The following is a 16,280-nucleotide window of genomic DNA, read 5'->3' as shown; positions in this document are numbered from 1 at the left end:
CCGGTGGGGCAGGGGGCGACTATCCCCCGGCCCCGTTTTGCATCAGGCGGGGACGCGCTTTTCTTCCGCCACCGGCACGCGGATCAGGTAATCGAATGCGGACAGGGCCGCCTTCGCGCCATCGCCAATGGCGATCACGATCTGCTTGTACGGCGTGGTGGTCGCATCACCCGCCGCAAAGACACCGGGCACCGATGTCGTGCCATGGTCATCCACAACGATTTCACCGAAATCGTTCAGCCTGACCGTGCCCTTCAGCCAGTCCGTATTGGGCAGCAGGCCGATCTGGACGAATACCCCTTCCAGATCGACATGGTGGTCCGCGCCGTCACCGCCGCGATAGGTCAGGCCAGTCACGTTCCGGCCGTTGCCTTCCACCCGCGTTGTCAGGGCCTCGGTCAGGACGGTGACATTGGGCAGGCTGTGCAGCTTGTCCTGCAACACCTTGTCCGCCTTCAGGTGTGATCCGCGCTGCAGCAGCGTGACATGGGCCACGATACCGGCAAGGTCGATGGCCGCTTCCACGCCGCTGTTGCCACCACCGGCCACGGCAACCCGCTTGCCCTTGTAGAACGGGCCATCGCAATGCGGGCAGTAGGCCACGCCCCTGTTACGGTATTCCTCCTCGCCCGGCACGCCGAGGTGACGCCAGTGCGCGCCGGTGGCAAGGATGACCGTGCGGGAATGCAGGATCGCCCCGCTTTCCAGCGCGACCCCATGCAGGCCACCGGGCTTTACCGCCGGAAACAGTTCCGCCGCGCGCTGGGCGGGTATGATCTCCACATCATACTGCCGCACATGTGCTTCCAGCGCAGCCGCCAGTTTTGGCCCTTCGGTTTCCTTGACCGAAATGAAATTCTCGATGCCTTCGGTATCCATGACCTGACCGCCGAAGCGCTCGCCCACCAGCCCCGTGCGCAGCCCCTTGCGCGCCGCATAGATCGCGGCGGAAGCGCCCGCAGGGCCGCTGCCGATTATCAGCACGTCGAAGGGTGCGACATTCCTGAGCTGCTCCGCCGCACGTTTGGGGGCATTGGCGTCCAGCCTGGCCAGAATCTGGGTAATATCCATCCGCCCGGTGTCGAACAGTTCCCCGTTGAGGTAGACCTGCGGCACGGACATGATGTTCCTTGCCGTGACCTCGTCCTGAAACAGCCCGCCGTCAATCGTGACGTTATGGATGTTGGGGTTGATGACGCTCATGGCATTGAGCGCCTGCACCACGTCCGGGCAGTTCTGACAGGACAGGGATACATAGGTCTCGAAATTGTAATGCCCCGGCAGCGCGCGGATCTGGGCGATCTGGTCATCGGTGAATTTGGGGGGGTGGCCCCCGGCCTGCAACAGCGCCAGCACGAAGGACGTGAACTCATGCCCCATCGGGATGGCGGCGAATGTCACGCCGGTTTTCGCCCCATCGCGCCTGATGACGAAGGAGGGGCGGCGCGTGGCCTCGCCCTGTTCGGACACCTGCACCCTGTCAGAAAGGGCGGCGACCTCGTGCAGCAATTCATGCATCTCACGCGATTTCGGGCTGCTGTCGAGCGATGCCTCCAGCACGACCGGGTGCGCCAGGTCTGCCAGATAGGCCTTGAGCTGCGTCTTGATGGTGTCTTGCAACATGGGAGTGAACTCCGCTTTTCCTGAAAAGGTGAAGCGCGGTGGCCCGGTCCCGCAGGCTCGGGCCACCGCCGTCGGGATCAGATCTTGCCGACGAGGTCCAGCGACGGGGTCAGCGTCTCGGCGCCTTCCTTCCACTTCGCCGGGCAGACTTCACCGGGATGGCTTGCGACGTACTGCGCGGCCTGGATCTTGTCGATCAGTTCGGCGGCACTACGGCCCACGCCGCCTGCCGTGATCTCGATGTACTGGATCTTGCCTTCCGGATCGATCAGGAACGTGCCGCGATCGGCAAGACCTGCTTCCTCGATCAGCACGTCGAAGTTGCGCGCGATCTGGCCGGTCGGGTCGCCCAGCATGACGTACTGGATCTTGCCGATGGCCGGCGACGTGTCGTGCCATGCCTTGTGCGTGAAATGCTTGTCGGTGGAGACCGAATAGATTTCAACGCCCAGCTTCTTGAACGTCTCGTAGTTGTCGGCCAGATCCTCAAGCTCGGTCGGGCAGACGAACGTGAAGTCGGCGGGGTAGAAGAAGAATACGGACCATTTGCCCTTCACGTCGGCATCGGTCACCTTGATGAACTGGCCGTTGTGGAAGGCGTCGGTTTCAAAAGGCTTCAGTGGCGAATTGATGCGTGCCATGTGGAATTCTCCTTGCTTGCACTGTCAATGTTGACGGGCCTGTTGTCCCACGAACACGAAATGCGGGGAAACAGTTTCTGTCAATGGCTGTAATCGGTAAAACCATTTTACAAACAGACAGGAATCGGTCCTATCTATACCCATGACGTATATTCCCCTTTCCGGTCTGTCGCTACGGGATATCGAATATGTGGTGGCGGTTGATGACCTGCGTAACTTTTCCCGCGCGGCGGAACGCTGCGGGGTAAGCCAGGGCGGCCTGTCGGAACAGGTGCGCAAGCTGGAAGGGCTGCTGGGTATCGTGCTGTTTGAACGCTCCCGCCGCCACGTCACGCTGACACCGGATGGCGCGCGCCTGATCGCCCGTGCCCGCGACGTGCTGGCCGCCGCCCGTGCGATGATCGAAGCCGCCCGCGTGCAGACCGGCCCGCTGGAAGGGGTGCTGCGCATGGGGGTCATAGCAACCCTTGGCCCGTATTACGTACCCAGCCTGCTGCCGCTGCTGCGCCGGACCTACCCGCAACTGAAACTGCAACTGACCGACAGCCTGACCAACATCATGCTGGACGCCCTGCGGCATGATGAACTGGATCTTGTCTTTGCGGCCCTGCCGGTCAAGGGCGATAATTTTCACTGCGTGCCCCTGTTCGACGAGCCGTTTGTGGCCGCCTTTCCCGCCGAGCACCCTCTGGCCACACGTCCGGGCCTGACCATGCCGGACCTGCAGGGACCGGACCTGCTTTTGCTGGAAGACGGGCACTGCCTGCGCGATCAGGCACTGGCGCTGTGTGGCATGCCCCTGCAACGCGACCACCAGCGTCTTGCCGCAAGCCTTGAAATGCTGTGGCACATGATCGGCGCGGGGGAAGGCTACTCCCTCATCCCGCGTCTTGCGCTGCGCAACCGCAGCGAGTGGTCGGACCTGATTTCCCTTGTCCCCATTCCCGAAGCCCGGCGCACCATCGGGCTTGTCTGGCGCACGACAGACCCGCGGGCCGCCGCCTTCAACGAATTCGCCCACTTCCTGCGCGAAAACGTGCCCGAAGGGTGCCGGGCCGCAAGCGAAGACCCGGCCGCACCGGAAACTGACGCCTGAACCCACCCCACGCAGCCGCATTCCCGCCAGGATTTAACCGCAATCAAACCTTCCTTGCGCTGCAACGTTCGTCTTCAAGTTGCAGGAGGAAGACATGAAACCTTTCATCAGGACCCTTTACGTCGTGGCGATCAGCGCCGCGCTGGCCGCATGTTACGGCGGCCATCCCCACCATGGCGGTCGTGACGGCTATTATCAGGATGGCCATTACGGCGGCGGCTATGGCGGCGGACCCGGACCGGGGCGTCAGGGTGGTGGTCCCTATCCCGGAGGGGGCATGGGGGGCCGCTAATCCCGCCCGGTTACAGATACCCGCGCGCCCAGGCGCGCGGGAACACATCAGAACTTGATCTGGAACAGCGACATGATGCCATGAAAATGTTCCGGATTCCGGCCACCGCTGACCTGCCCGTATTCATACTGCATCGTCATGCGCACGATCGCCGTGGGCCACCAGTTGACCGCCAGCGTGCCGACCTGCTGGTTGCCCCCCGAAATCGGGGCTGAATCCAGGTTCGCATGGGAATAGCGGGCCGCTACTTCCAGCACGCCATACCCATTGCACAATACGGTCTGCCTGCGGTCGCACACAGGCGATGAAAAGGCGGCGGTGCGTCCCTTCCATGCGCGTGGCTGACCGTTGATGGTATAGGCAAGCTGGCCGTACCATCCGTGAAACTGTAATTGCCTGCCGCTGCTGCCGGTATGGCTGTTGACCAGAATATCGTATCCTTCCCCTTGGAAAAGCAGCTTTTTCCATGCCAGAGCGGCCTCCATGCCGAACGCTCCGGCGCTGTCTGCCGCGATTTTTCCGGTTCCAAGGTATTTCGCGTCGGTGCCCGTATTCATTTCGGGCGTATCGGCAAAGGACAGGGCAGGGCTGGCGTTGCGGGCGGATGCGGGCCGGAACACCCATTCCCCCGAAACACCCAGATGGAGCAGGACCGAGCGGGTGCGCACCGGCAGCCCCACCAGACGGAACGCCATGGCGCGCTGGTTGCCATCTTCGCCGGGCCCTGCGGTGCCGCCCGTGGCGGAAAGGGCCACATGATAGCGCCTGCCATAGGATTCAGCCTGCACGGCCTGCCGTTCAATGCCTGTAGCCAGATTGCGCGTAAGGGTGGAAATGCTGGCCCGTTCGACAAAGACCGTATCCCCCTGCGCCTGCATGGATTCAAGGCCGAAGCTGGGTTTGAAAATACCGGCGGTAAAGACGAAATGCTTCAGCCCGATATAGGAAACCTGTCCTTCAAACAGGCGCATCGGCCCGCCGGGCGCGGGGCCCGCATCCCATATCGCGCCAATTTCCACCTGTTTGTGAATATCCATCCGCACGCCATTGCGCAGGCGTGCGCCACGGGCGCCGGTTCCGGGCTGCTGGGGCGCGGCATGGGCAAAGCCGCCTACATCAAGCTGGTCCGTGGCATAGGGCCGGATGATAATGCCGGGCAGGGTGATTGCGGGAATGCTTTGTCCATGCGCGATACCACACGGACCCAGCAGGGACAGGCAAACCAAAAAACCGGTTTGTAACCGACACGACAAAAGGGGCCACGCTCCCATCACTGGCTTCACAAGGCTGACAGTCATAACACGGGGCCAGCGCGGGCAGGGGTATCGAATCTTTGAAGGGGGGTGTTGCCGCGTGGTGAACACGCAAGGGGGGAGAAGAACGCACAGGCGCGCAGACCGGGCATGGCAGCCGACCGCGTGGAGCTATGGCAACCACTGGATCATTGCGTAATGATTACGGTCTGGCTCCCTGTTTTTTCGGTTTCATTCCCTGTATCAGGGGGCAATCCCATTGACGCAAAGGAAGGCGCACATGTCGGGTGAACTGTTTCTCAATGGCCGTTACCTGCCGCCTGAACAGGCAACCGTGTCCGCCTTCGATCGCGGGTTCCTGTTTGGCGAAGGGATTTATGAAGTCTGGCTGGTTGTAGGGCGCAGGCTGGTCGATCTGGACAGCCACCTCAGCCGCCTTGACCGCTCGCTGCGTGAAACCGGCATTCCCGTCCCGCCGGAACGCGCGGCACTGCCCGCCATTTTAGCAGAAATCATCACGCGCAACGCCATAACAGACGGCTTCATCTACCTTCAGATCACGTCCGGCGCGGGGGAACGAAACTTCACGGGTGAGGCCAGCACGCGCCCGACCCTGCTGATCCTTGCGCAGGAAAAGGACGCGCTGGCGGCACCTGCGCTGCAATCCGGCATCGCCGTTGATCTGGTGCCCGACATCCGCTGGCTGCGCCGCGACATCAAGACCATCATGCTGCTGCCACAGGTCATGGCGAAAAAGGCCGCCATGGCTCATGGCAGGCAGGACGCCATTTTTTACGACAGTACGGGCGTGACCGAAGGGGCCTCGGCCAATGTGTTCATCGTGACAGCACAGGGTGACGTCGTTACCCGTGCCCTTTCACACGAGTTGCTACCCGGCTGCACCCGCAACCGTGTGATGATCCTTGCACGCGAGGCGGGGCTTACCGTGCGTGAAGAGACCATAACCGTGGACGCGCTGCTTGCCGCGCCTGAAGTGTTCCTGACCAGTGCCACCAGCCTTGTCATGCCGGTTGTCCGCATCGGGGACAGCACGATCGGAAACGGACAGCGCGGCGCAACCACGCAGCGGCTGCAGCAGCTTTACCTGAACTACATAGACAGCCTGCCCCCCATCGGCGGCTGAAGCGCAGGGCTACTGCGGCAGAAGCATGACCACGTTCTGGTAGGTCGCGCGCACCCTGGCGCGGACGGCGTTGTCCAGCGGGTTCATATCGGGGTTCTGTTCCGCCGTAGCCCGTGCCGCAGCATCGCGCATCTGTTCATCGGGATGGTCCTGTGGCTTCAGGACGCGGCCAAACTGCGTCTGTCCAAAATCGGGCACATATTCTTCGTCACGCCATGCCGTCCTGCCCGCGATCATGACTTCATGCACCACGCCTTTTGGGCGATTGATGACCTGCCGACAGCCCAACTGGCTGCGATAGACGAATTCATAGGTTCGTTCCGGATTCCACTGCCGCAGGGCCGTGGGGTCGATCAGACACAGATCCGCCTGCGCGCCAACCTTCGCTACGCCCGTATTGAGGTTGAAGAATTCCGCAGGCAGGCCGGTCAGCCGATGCACGGCCTGCGCCACCTTCTGCAATCCCTGTTTCTGGGCTATTTTGAGGAAACGCAGGTTGCCGTCATAAAAACCGATATTGGCCAGATGCGCACCGCTATCATTGAACCCCGGCAGGGTCAGGGGATGGAACAGAAGTTTTTCCAGTACGGCAGGGTTCCGGTTGGCAATCGTCGTTTCCCATCGCAGGTCGGTATCCCACTGCCGCAGCAGATGCACGATGAAGGCCGCGTCATCGCATATGGGATTGGGAAAGGTTTCAAAAAACCGCGCTTCAGCCGAGGTCGCCGCGCCAAGCTGGCCGCCGGATTCCTGCCAGCATAACAGGCGCTGATACGGGGCATCCAGCGTGTGATCGCACCAGTTGTCCAACGGGCATTCGCTGACCATCATATCCGCAAGCCTGCGGGTCAGCACCGTTTCTTCCTGCCGCAGCACGCGGCGCAGCCGGGCCAGCGACAGACCTTTCTTGCCGTTGAGCCACATATGCCGGAATGATGCGATCCATTCCGGATTATTCAGGATGCGCGCCCGCGCGGCCCGGTCCTCTGGCTCGCATTCATTCAGGGCGCGCAGTTCGGGAATTTCATCGGCCAGCGGATTTATTGCCCCGTCGCTCCATATACGGAACGTGCCGGACAGGACCTGAAACCGGAACATCCCGTCCAGAAGGCGGGAATTGAGGATGGCCGAAAGCATAAGGCACAGCTTCACCGCGGCACGGTTCGTATGCAGGTCGAGAATGGCCAGCACCGTCGTGCGCAGGGGGCGGCCAAACAGGCGACCGCTAGTCAGCAGAAAACTGCGGAATGCCTCGAAAATATTGTCCTTGGGTGGCGTCGCCTGCCATACGCGGCCATAGCGCCGCACCACCCCGGTCAACCGCGCCAGTTCGCGGAAGCCTGCGTACTGCGTTGGAATCCGGCTTTTCTTGTGCGGGCTGTTCGCCAGAAAATGGAAGGGCAGGGCATCGGTTGAAAAACCGGCATATCCCTGCGCCATGCCCGCATCAAGCAGACGTTCCATGCTTGCGCGTTCGCGCCGGGTGGGCCTGCGGTTGATGGACGCCTGCAACCCCATGACTTCGACCCGCAACATGGAATGGGGAATAAGGGGTATGACATTGGGACCAAGCGCCAGCCCACCCAGATGGTCGAGATACTGCTGCGAATCAGTCCATGTGCAGGTATCGGCCACCTTGCCCAGCACGCTTTTGGGCATGTTTTCCACCCGGGCGAAACAGTCAACGATCGGGTCTTCCCCGTCCCGGCGCTGGTTGCCATAGGTTACGCCGATGGAACAGTTGCCAATCACCACCGCAGTCGTGCCATGGCGCACGACTTCCGGCAGTTCAGGGGCAAGTTCCAGCTCAAGGTCGAGATGCGTATGGATATCCAGCAGGCCGGGCATGAGCCACAACCCGCCGCAGGCGACCTGCCGGGTGCTTTCATCGGCTTCAAGCCCGATGCCGATTGCACTGATCCGGCCATCGGAAACCGCCACGTCGGTTACGACAGGCTCACATCCCGTACCATCGAAGAAAAGGGCATTGCGATAAATGGTATCGGGCACCTATGCCTCCACACTTTATGCCATGGTCGGGCATGGCGGAAATACTGAAGGCTGAACCGCTGTCGCGCGGGCCAGAATGCATATGGCTGAAACACCCTGGCACCGGATTGGTTCCCCACAATCCTGCCCCAGGCCGTCAGTCCCGTCTGCTGATGAACCCATGCAGATGATACGCAGGCAGGTATGCAAACCGGACCCCATGGGGGTAAATGGCCCCCTCATGCGTTGGCAACAGGAAGTGAAGGGCACGAAATTGAAAACTCGATGGATGGACAGGGGGGCGGCACTGTGAGCCTGACGCGCCTTTTTCCGGTATGGGCGGTTCTTGTCTCGCTTTGCGCCGTGCTGTTTCCCGCCCCGTTCGTGGCGCTGACACCGGCGATCACGCCGCTTCTGGCCTTCATCATGTTCACCATGGGTGTCACGTTGACGGTGGGGGATTTCGCGCGGATCGCACGCCGCCCGCTTCCGGTGCTGGCCGGTGTGGCGCTGCATTATCTTGTCATGCCGCTGGCGGCGTGGGCCATTGCGCATCTGCTGGGCATGCCCCCCATGCTTGCGACCGGCATGGTGCTGGTGGGATGCGTGTCAAGCGGCACGGCATCCAATGTCATGATCTATCTGTCACGTGGCGATCTGGCGCTATCGGTCAGTATCAGCACGCTTTCCACACTGGTTGGCATTGTCGCCACCCCGCTGCTGACCCGTCTGTATGTCTCCGCCGGTGTGCAGGTCGATAGCTGGGGCCTGTTCCGCAGCATTGTGGAAATCGTCGCCCTGCCGGTTCTGGCCGGGGTGGTGGTCAACGCATCATGCGCACGCACGATCCGCCGGATCGAACCGGTCCTGCCGCTGGTGGCCATGGTGGCGATCATGACCATCATCGGCAGTATCGTCGCCGGTGTGCGGCCATCCCTTGCGGCGGTGGGGCCGCTGGTACTGGTGGGCGTGGTGCTGCATAACGCAATCGGGCTGCTGGGCGGTTACTGGGGTGGCCGTCTGCTGGGTTTTGACGAAACGGTATGCCGCACGCTGGCGCTGGAGGTCGGCATGCAGAATTCCGGACTGGCCGCAACGCTGGGACGTGTCTATTTTTCCCCGCTGGCGGCGTTGCCGGGGGCCGTATTCTCGATCTGGCATAATATTTCCGGCTCGGCCCTGGCCGCCATCTGGGCGGGGCGACCTCCCGGTCCAGCCGGTTCCGGGCGGTCAGGGCAGCGGGGCATTGCTGGTGCCGGGCATGTTGAACAGAAGGAACAGCGCGATAACCAGCAAAAGGATCGGTAACAGACCGATCCCCTTAAGCCCCGGACTGTTGGCACCCCCGTACCAACCAGAACGGAAACCATAGCCGCCCCCGCCAATGGCGAATATGAGCAGGCAGATCACAAGAAGGGTCAGCATGGGATATACTCCACAAAATGCCTGCTGACCCAACGTAAGGGATTGTGTACGGTTCCGCCGTGCAGCATGCCCGCGCACCCACTCTGTCCTGCCATGCTGAAGGGGACCCTGCGTGATTCCATTTTCGGTTCTTGACCTCTCCCTCATCACACGCGGATCAGGCGTGGCTGATGCGCTGCGCAACACGTGTGATCTGGCGCAACTGGCGGACGGGCTGGGTTTTCATCGCTACTGGCTGGCGGAACACCATGCCCTGCCGGGCATTGCTTCCGCCGCGACAGGGATCCTGATCGGACAGGTCGCGGCCGCGACACAGCGCATCCGCGTGGGGGCAGGCGGCATCATGCTGCCCAACCATTCCCCCCTTATGGTGGCCGAGCAGTTCGGCACGCTGGAAACGCTTTTTCCAGGTCGCATCGACCTTGGGCTGGGCCGTGCGCCGGGGGCGGACCAGCACACGGCGCGCGCCCTGCGCCGCGACCCGCACGCACCGGACCGCTTTGCGGAAGATGTGGTTGAACTGCTGCATTACTTCGAACCCATGGACGAAAATGACACCCATCGGGTCCGTGCCATACCGGGGGCGGGACTGCGCGTGCCGGTATGGCTGCTGGGATCGTCGCTTTTTTCCGCCGTTCTGGCGGCACGTCTGGGCCTGCCCTATGCCTTTGCATCCCATTTCGCGCCCGCGCAGATGGAGGAGGCAATCAGCCTTTACCGCGCACGTTTCGAACCATCGGAACGCTGCCCCCGGCCCCATGTGATGCTGAGCGTGAACATCATCGCAGCCGATGATGCGACCGGGGCACAGCGCCTGGCCACGTCGCTACAGCAATACTTCGTCGCCCTGCGCCGGGGACGGCCCATTGCCTTTCCGCCCCCGCATGACACGCATGAAGCCCTGTGGTCACCTGCGGAACAGGCCATGCTGGACCACGCGCTGGCCTTTACCTTTGCCGGATCGGTGGACACGATTGCACCATCCCTGCGGGACTTCATGACCCGTTACCGGCCTGATGAACTGCTGACCGCCGTACCCCTGTTCGATCACGCGCAGCGCCGTCATTCGCTGGAACTGACGGCGGCGCTGCGATCCGCGCTGTAGGCTGGCCCGTCAGATAACGGGTGTAGGCAGGGGCTGGCCCGCAAAATAGGCAGCCAGATTGCGTACGACCAGATCCCCCATCGCCAGCCGGGTTTCCACCGTTGCGCTGGCGCGGTGGGGTTGCAGCACCGTGCGCGGGCTGGTGCGCAGGGATTCGGGCACATCGGGTTCATGCTCGAACACATCCAGACCCGCACCGCCAAGCGTTCCCGCTTCCAGCGCACTGCTCAGGGCCTGCTCATCCACCACCGAACCACGGGCTACGTTGATGAGGAACCCGTCCGCCCCCAGTGCATCAAGAACCTGTCGGCTGACCAGATGCCGTGATCCCGCCCCACCGGATGCCGCGACCACCAGAATGCTACTATCCGCCGCAAGCGCCGCGAGGTCGGGGATAAAACGGTAGCCTTCCAGATTCAGGTCACGCAGGTCGGTATAGGCGACGGGCATGCCAAACGCCCCGGCCCGGCGTGCAATGGCCTGCCCCACATGCCCCATGCCCAGAATGCCCAGCTTCCGCCCCGATACCTTGCGGCCCAGCGTCGGGCCGGGTGCCTTGCCCCATTCCCCCGCACGCACGTAACGATCCCCGGCAGGCAGGCCCCGCAGCAGCGACAGGATCAGCCCCATCGCCATATCCGCCACGTCATCCGTCAGGACACCGGGGGTGGTCGTGACATGCACTTTCCGCTGCCGGGCCAGATCCAGATTGACGGCGTCGGTCCCGATCCCGTTTATGGCGATCAGCCCAAGGGCGGGCAGGATATCCATGACCGCATCGGGCACGCCCGTCCCGCCGCCGGTCGCAACCGCCCGTATCCGGCCCGCCGCATCCCCCAGTGTCGCGGCCAGCGTTGCGGAGGGTGTGTGACGATGGACCGTATAGGCCGCATCAAGCTGTTGCTCGATTTCCGGCATCATGGGTTCCAGCAGCAGGATTTCAGGCTTCATGGGTCATGCCTTCCAGTAGGGGCCGTTCAGGCCAGATGGGTGCGCACATGGCCGAGGCCGGCAAAGCTGACATCGACATCCGTGCCATGAGCGACAAAGAGAGTACCCATGGTTGACCCCGTTGTGACAATCACATCCCTGCCAATACCGATCCCGCGACGCGATGCGTGATTGGCCAGCCATACCAGCATGCGCAGCGGATCGCCTGCGGCGTTACCGCCAATCCGGTCCACGCGCACATCGTTATCAATGCGCAGGATCACGCGTTCGGTCTGGGGGACAATGGCGCGCCAGTCGGCCCGGCCCGGCCCCACAATCAGCGCCCCGTGATTCTGCTGGTCCGCGGCATGCACCAGCGCAGGCTGGGAGGACGGTTTTTCAAAACGGGTATCCAGAATCTCGATAACCGGATGAATGGTGCCGATCGCGTCCAGAATCTCATCGCGCGTCCATTCGCCATCACGGGGTGGAAGGGCACGGGCGAAACGGTAGCCAATTTCGGCTTCCACCCCCAGATACCGGCACAGCGCATGCGGCACGGTCGCGCCATCAGTGAAGATCGTACCGGTATGAATGGGCGCGCAGGCAGGTTCCGCATCCGGGCCGGAAGCGCCAACCTTCCACCCGCCAATCGGCCCCATATGCCGCCCCACCGCATCCTGCACCCTGTAAGCCTGCGCCATGTCCGCCGGGACAAGGCTTTCATCAACCCCCGCAGGTGCCGGCTGGTCGCCGCGACGGATGGCTACAAGCAGGTCAACAAGGGAGGAAGGGGACGAAGACGGCATGAAAGTCATTTTCCTGCGTGAAATGGGAAAGGGCGGATGACAGGTTCCGCAAGATGACACATCCCCCGACGTTGAGCCACGCCACCCACGCGGGATAGACCCGCACCGGCCATGGCTTATGGCAGGCGCGACAGACGGTCCAACAGCAGCGACCACAGGCCATCGCTGTCCACATCACGCAGGAACAGCGCATTGCGTGGCCTGTCCGTTACATGCCACCAGTCCACTGCCGTTGCCCCCTGCATGAGCGGACTGGCGACCTCGACCGCGACATTGACCTCCCGCCCGGTGAACAGGTCCGGGGCCAGTAACCAGCCGATCGTGCAGGGGTCATGCAGGGGCGCGCCGTCCCAGCCATATTTCGCCAGATCGAAGCGCCCGGAAAAACCCAGCATTTCCGCCGCCGCCCCGGCGCATCGACCCCGCAACGCGCGCAACTGATCCAGACGCGGTGCCGTGACCAGAAAGCGGTGCGTGACATCCAGCGGCACAAGCGTAAGCGGCATCCGGCTGCGCAGGACGATATCGGCAGCATCAGGGTCCGCGAACATGTTGAATTCGGCGCTGGGGGTAATATTGCCGCATTCCGCATAGGCGCCGCCCATCGACACCACCCGTTCCACCCGCGTTGCGATATCGGGGGCCTTGATGACGGCCATGGCGAGATTGGTCATCGGCCCCAGCGTGACGACTGTTACAGTGTGGTCAGGATGGGCGCGGATCGTATCGATCAGGAAATCCACGCCGTGCTGCGCTGCGGGGCGCAGGGTCGGCTCGGGCAGGGCGGGGCCATCCATGCCGGTCTGGCCATGCACGTGTTCCGCCGTTACCGGATCGCGCCGGACGGGACGCGCGCAACCGGCATGAACGGGAATGTCCCGCCGCCCGGCCAGTTCCAGTATTTTGCACGCATTGGCCGCCGTCTGCCGTACCGGCACGTTGCCCGCCACGCTGACCAGCCCCAGAATATCCAGTTCGGGTGAAGCAAGGGCGAGCATGATGGCGATGGCATCATCCTGCCCCGGGTCCGTATCGATTATGATCCTGCGCCTGTCGGCCATCGTCCTGTTCCGGTAGAAATTAAGCATTACTGAATGATGATACCGGCTATGGCGGCACTCGTCAGGTTCGACAGCATGCCACCCAGCACGGCGCGTGCGCTGCTGCGCGCCACTTCTTCGCGCCGGTCAGGGCACTGGCTGCCAAACGCCGCGACCAGTAACCCGACCGAACTGAGATTGGCAAAACCACACAGCGCGAAGGATGCAATGGCCGCCGCCTGATGGGACAGATGGCCCGCCTGAATGGCGGGGCCGAGCCGGGCGTAGGCGACGAATTCGTTCACCACCACCTTCAGCCCCAGCACCGAACCCACCGCGCCGCATTCACGCCCGCTTACGCCCAGCAGCCACGCAAGCGGCCCGAACACGAAACCCATAAGGTATTCCAGTGACAAGGCGGGGATCCCGACCACGCCACCCGCCGCCTGCAATACACCGTTGACCAGCGCGATCAGGCCGATGCAGGCAACCAGCATGGCCGCGACCGCAAGGGCGGTCCGGGCACCCTTGAGGGCGCCTTCCATCACCGCCTCGAAAAACGCGCGGTGATAGGCGCCGCGCGCCGCGTCAATCGAACCTGTCCGGTTTTCCGGCCCACGGGGCGCGAGTATCCTGCCGAACATCAGGCCGCCCGGTATCGCCATGAAGGATGCAGCCACAAGATAATCCGCCGGAATACCCAGCCCCACATACCCCACGAGTGTCGCCCCCGATACCGAGGCAGCGCCACTGCACAGCACGCTGAACAGTTCCGTCCTGTCCATTGCGGCAAGGTAGGGACCAAGGGCCACCGGCAGTTCGCTCTGGCCCACGAAAATGGTGATGACCGCCCCAAAGGATTCCACGGGTGACGTGCCCAGCAGCCGTTGCAGCGCGCGCCCGAAGATGCGCGCGAACGCCTGCATCACCCCGCAATGGTACAGGATTGCGATCAGCGCACTGACATAGACAAGTGATGGCAGTACCTGAAACGCGAAGACATAGCCCCCATCGGGAAACAGGTCGCGCATACGCGGCCCCACAAGGGGGCCAAACAGAAAACGCGCCCCCTGATCGCCGTAGGACAGGAGGCGCGTCACCATGGTCGATATGATCCGCAGCGCTGCCTGCCCCATGGGGACACGCAGCACGACAAAGCCTATGGCGACCTGCAGCAGCAGGCATGCCATGACAATGCGGGGGCGGATATGCCTGCGGTCGGTGGAAAATGCGATGCCGATGCATATCAGGACGATAATGCCGATACATCCGCGGATATGCATGAACCAACCTTTGACAGCGCCGGACCTGGCAACAGGTTTTTCTGGCAAGTAGTTGTATCAGCGTAACATCATCCCCCGCCGCGTCAACCGGCGGGGTTGGGATCAGGCCGTTTCGGGCATCGTCGCCATGTCGATGACGAAGCGGTATTTCACGTCCGAACGCAGCATACGGGCGTAGGCGGTCTCGATTTCATCCATGCGGATCATCTCGATATCGGCGGTGATGCCATGCTCGCCACAGAAATCCAGCATCTCCTGCGTTTCGGGGATGCCGCCGATCAGCGAGCCGCTGAAATTGCGACGCTTCATCAGCAGGCTGAAAACCGAAACGGGCAGGGGGTTTTCCGGCGCGCCCACCTGCACCAGCGTACCGTCGCGGCGCAGCAGGTCCAGATAGGCATTGATATCATGATCGGCAGCGACAGCATCGAGAATGAAGTCAAAGCGACCGCGTTCCTTCGCCATGGCTTCCGGATCTTTGGACAGCACGACTTCATGCGCGCCAAGACGCAGCCCATCAGCGACCTTGCTGGCGGATGTGGTGAACAGCACCACCTCCGCGCCAAAGGCACGGGCGAATTTCACGCCCATATGGCCAAGTCCACCCAGCCCCACGATCCCCACACGCTGGCCCGGCCCGACCTTCCAGTGGCGCAGGGGGGAATAGGTGGTGATTCCCGCGCACAGCAGGGGGGCGACAGCAGCAGGGTCCAGTTTTTCGGGCACCTTCAGCACGAAAGCCTGATCGACCACAATCGCGCGGGAATATCCGCCAAAGGTGATGCCGCGCCCCTGCCGGTCCTCCCCGTTATAGGTGCCGACAAATCCTACCTCGCAATACTGCTCGAACCCCGCACGGCAACTGCTGCATTCCCGACAGGAATCGACCATGCAGCCAACCCCCACCAGTTCGCCCGCGCGGAAGCGGGTGACGGACGGGCCCACGCGTGTCACGCGCCCGACGATTTCATGCCCCGGTACGCAGGGAAAAATGGTGTTGTGCCATTCATTGCGGGCCTGATGCAGATCGGAATGGCAGACACCGCAATACATGATGTCAATCTGCACATCCTCGGGGCCGGGATCGCGGCGGTCCAGCGCGAAGGGACCAAGGGACGCATCGGCAGCGGTGGCCGCGTAACCTACGCATGAAAACATGACTGACTCTCCGTTCCTGACATGCCACGCCGGGCGTGCGCCGGGGCATACGATTTCCCTATTGTGAACAGAAGGCCGCCCCTTCTGTCGAGGGGAGGGACAGCACGCTCATGCAGCCGTGATCGCCGCCGGCCCTTCACACCGGCAGTTGCACCTGCCCGTTTGCATCGCGCGTAACGGGACAGACGGCCACGACCGCGCCCCACGGCAGCACGGCATACAGATGCGGGAAAAGCTGGCCGCCCCGTGCCGGTTCCCACCGCATGGCGGCGGGATCAAGCAGGCCGCAGTCAACGGCCAGCAGCATCAGGTCGCTCTGCCCGCTGAAATGCCGGTCCAGCGTACCGGGAACCTGTGCCTCGGTGGAAAAATGGATGAACCCGTCCGCCAGATCGGCCGGGGAGCCGGAAAAACTTCCCGTACGCTCGAAAATCTCATGTTCGGCGGAGGTCAGGATCTTGTAAACGATGCGGTCAGCCATGGCGCCTTTCC

15 protein-coding genes are annotated in these 16,280 nt (G+C 62.7%); 5 read left to right on the top strand and 10 right to left on the bottom strand.

The window, feature by feature from the left end; translation table 11 throughout:
* Positions 1–42 precede the first annotated feature (42 nt).
* Positions 43–1,623, bottom strand: a complete 1,581-nt coding sequence (gene ahpF, locus CFR79_RS08300) for an alkyl hydroperoxide reductase subunit F (RefSeq protein WP_110547569.1) — start codon at positions 1,621–1,623, stop codon at positions 43–45.
* Between the two features lie 77 nt (positions 1,624–1,700).
* A complete protein-coding gene (gene ahpC, locus CFR79_RS08295) occupies positions 1,701–2,264 on the bottom strand; it encodes an alkyl hydroperoxide reductase subunit C (RefSeq protein ID WP_102323703.1) in 564 nt (187 codons plus the stop codon).
* A gap of 142 nt (positions 2,265–2,406) precedes the next feature.
* Between ahpC and CFR79_RS08290 the strand changes: the two genes are divergently transcribed.
* Together CFR79_RS08290 and CFR79_RS08285 are read left to right on the top strand one after the other, a co-directional pair.
* Positions 2,407–3,360 carry a hydrogen peroxide-inducible genes activator gene (locus CFR79_RS08290; protein WP_110547568.1) on the top strand — a complete coding sequence of 318 codons (954 nt, stop codon included), beginning with the start codon at positions 2,407–2,409 and terminating at the stop codon, positions 3,358–3,360.
* A 94-nt stretch (positions 3,361–3,454) separates the two neighbouring features.
* Entirely contained in the window at positions 3,455–3,652 is a 198-nt protein-coding gene (locus CFR79_RS08285) for a hypothetical protein (protein WP_102323701.1), read from the top strand.
* A gap of 47 nt (positions 3,653–3,699) precedes the next feature.
* Here CFR79_RS08285 and CFR79_RS08280 read toward each other — a convergent pair whose 3' ends face one another.
* Positions 3,700–4,878: an OprO/OprP family phosphate-selective porin gene (locus tag CFR79_RS08280; protein ID WP_258373475.1), complete on the bottom strand. Its 1,179-nt coding sequence runs from the start codon at positions 4,876–4,878 to the stop codon at positions 3,700–3,702.
* 307 nt (positions 4,879–5,185) lie between these two features.
* Here CFR79_RS08280 and CFR79_RS08275 point away from each other — a divergent pair, with 307 nt between their 5' ends.
* On the top strand, positions 5,186–6,049 hold the full coding sequence (locus CFR79_RS08275) for an aminotransferase class IV (protein WP_102323699.1): 864 nt from the start codon (positions 5,186–5,188) through the stop codon (positions 6,047–6,049).
* A gap of 9 nt (positions 6,050–6,058) precedes the next feature.
* On the opposite strand, the gene CFR79_RS08270 is transcribed toward CFR79_RS08275, so the two are convergent.
* Entirely contained in the window at positions 6,059–8,059 is a 2,001-nt protein-coding gene (locus CFR79_RS08270; protein WP_258373474.1) for an N-acyl-D-amino-acid deacylase family protein, read from the bottom strand.
* A gap of 288 nt (positions 8,060–8,347) precedes the next feature.
* Between CFR79_RS08270 and panS the strand changes: the two genes are divergently transcribed.
* Together panS and CFR79_RS08255 are read left to right on the top strand one after the other, a co-directional pair.
* The gene (gene panS / locus CFR79_RS08265) at positions 8,348–9,346 is read left to right on the top strand and encodes a ketopantoate/pantoate/pantothenate transporter PanS (protein ID WP_282759807.1); all 999 of its coding nucleotides are present in this window, start codon (positions 8,348–8,350) and stop codon (positions 9,344–9,346) included.
* Between the two features lie 229 nt (positions 9,347–9,575).
* The gene (locus tag CFR79_RS08255) at positions 9,576–10,568 is read left to right on the top strand and encodes an LLM class flavin-dependent oxidoreductase (protein ID WP_110547565.1); all 993 of its coding nucleotides are present in this window, start codon (positions 9,576–9,578) and stop codon (positions 10,566–10,568) included.
* Positions 10,569–10,577: 9 nt separating this feature from the next.
* Here the strand turns inward: CFR79_RS08255 and CFR79_RS08250 are convergent, their stop codons facing one another.
* From CFR79_RS08250 to CFR79_RS08225, 6 genes are all read right to left on the bottom strand, one after another.
* Positions 10,578–11,519, bottom strand: a complete 942-nt coding sequence (locus CFR79_RS08250; RefSeq protein ID WP_110547564.1) for a 2-hydroxyacid dehydrogenase — start codon at positions 11,517–11,519, stop codon at positions 10,578–10,580.
* 26 nt (positions 11,520–11,545) lie between these two features.
* On the bottom strand, positions 11,546–12,307 hold the full coding sequence (locus CFR79_RS08245) for a 2-keto-4-pentenoate hydratase (RefSeq protein WP_181417402.1): 762 nt from the start codon (positions 12,305–12,307) through the stop codon (positions 11,546–11,548).
* A 116-nt stretch (positions 12,308–12,423) separates the two neighbouring features.
* The gene (locus CFR79_RS08240; RefSeq protein ID WP_110547599.1) at positions 12,424–13,368 is read right to left on the bottom strand and encodes a nucleoside hydrolase; all 945 of its coding nucleotides are present in this window, start codon (positions 13,366–13,368) and stop codon (positions 12,424–12,426) included.
* A 26-nt stretch (positions 13,369–13,394) separates the two neighbouring features.
* Positions 13,395–14,630 carry a NupC/NupG family nucleoside CNT transporter gene (locus tag CFR79_RS08235; protein ID WP_110547562.1) on the bottom strand — a complete coding sequence of 412 codons (1,236 nt, stop codon included), beginning with the start codon at positions 14,628–14,630 and terminating at the stop codon, positions 13,395–13,397.
* Between the two features lie 102 nt (positions 14,631–14,732).
* Positions 14,733–15,788 carry an NAD(P)-dependent alcohol dehydrogenase gene (locus tag CFR79_RS08230; RefSeq protein ID WP_110547561.1) on the bottom strand — a complete coding sequence of 352 codons (1,056 nt, stop codon included), beginning with the start codon at positions 15,786–15,788 and terminating at the stop codon, positions 14,733–14,735.
* Between the two features lie 136 nt (positions 15,789–15,924).
* Positions 15,925–16,269 (bottom strand): DUF952 domain-containing protein, encoded by a 345-nt coding sequence (locus CFR79_RS08225; protein WP_110547560.1) that lies wholly within the window; start codon positions 16,267–16,269, stop codon positions 15,925–15,927.
* Between the last annotated feature and the right edge of the window lie 11 nt (positions 16,270–16,280).

The organism is Komagataeibacter saccharivorans (genome assembly GCF_003207825.1).
Lineage (GTDB): Bacteria > Pseudomonadota > Alphaproteobacteria > Acetobacterales > Acetobacteraceae > Komagataeibacter > Komagataeibacter saccharivorans.
Note: the sequence above shows the minus strand (reverse complement) of the source record. Positions and strands in the feature narration are given on the sequence as shown.

Coding starts and splice junctions, on each gene's coding strand:
- ahpF (WP_110547569.1), bottom strand. CDS start 1,623: ATGTTGCAAGACACCATCAAGACGCAGCTCAAGGCCTATCTGGCAGAC.
- ahpC (WP_102323703.1), bottom strand. CDS start 2,264: ATGGCACGCATCAATTCGCCACTGAAGCCTTTTGAAACCGACGCCTTC.
- CFR79_RS08290 (WP_110547568.1), top strand. CDS start 2,407: ATGACGTATATTCCCCTTTCCGGTCTGTCGCTACGGGATATCGAATAT.
- CFR79_RS08285 (WP_102323701.1), top strand. CDS start 3,455: ATGAAACCTTTCATCAGGACCCTTTACGTCGTGGCGATCAGCGCCGCG.
- CFR79_RS08275 (WP_102323699.1), top strand. CDS start 5,186: ATGTCGGGTGAACTGTTTCTCAATGGCCGTTACCTGCCGCCTGAACAG.
- CFR79_RS08250 (WP_110547564.1), bottom strand. CDS start 11,519: ATGAAGCCTGAAATCCTGCTGCTGGAACCCATGATGCCGGAAATCGAG.
- CFR79_RS08245 (WP_181417402.1), bottom strand. CDS start 12,307: ATGCCGTCTTCGTCCCCTTCCTCCCTTGTTGACCTGCTTGTAGCCATC.
- CFR79_RS08240 (WP_110547599.1), bottom strand. CDS start 13,368: ATGGCCGACAGGCGCAGGATCATAATCGATACGGACCCGGGGCAGGAT.
- CFR79_RS08235 (WP_110547562.1), bottom strand. CDS start 14,630: ATGCATATCCGCGGATGTATCGGCATTATCGTCCTGATATGCATCGGC.
- CFR79_RS08230 (WP_110547561.1), bottom strand. CDS start 15,788: ATGTTTTCATGCGTAGGTTACGCGGCCACCGCTGCCGATGCGTCCCTT.
- CFR79_RS08225 (WP_110547560.1), bottom strand. CDS start 16,269: ATGGCTGACCGCATCGTTTACAAGATCCTGACCTCCGCCGAACATGAG.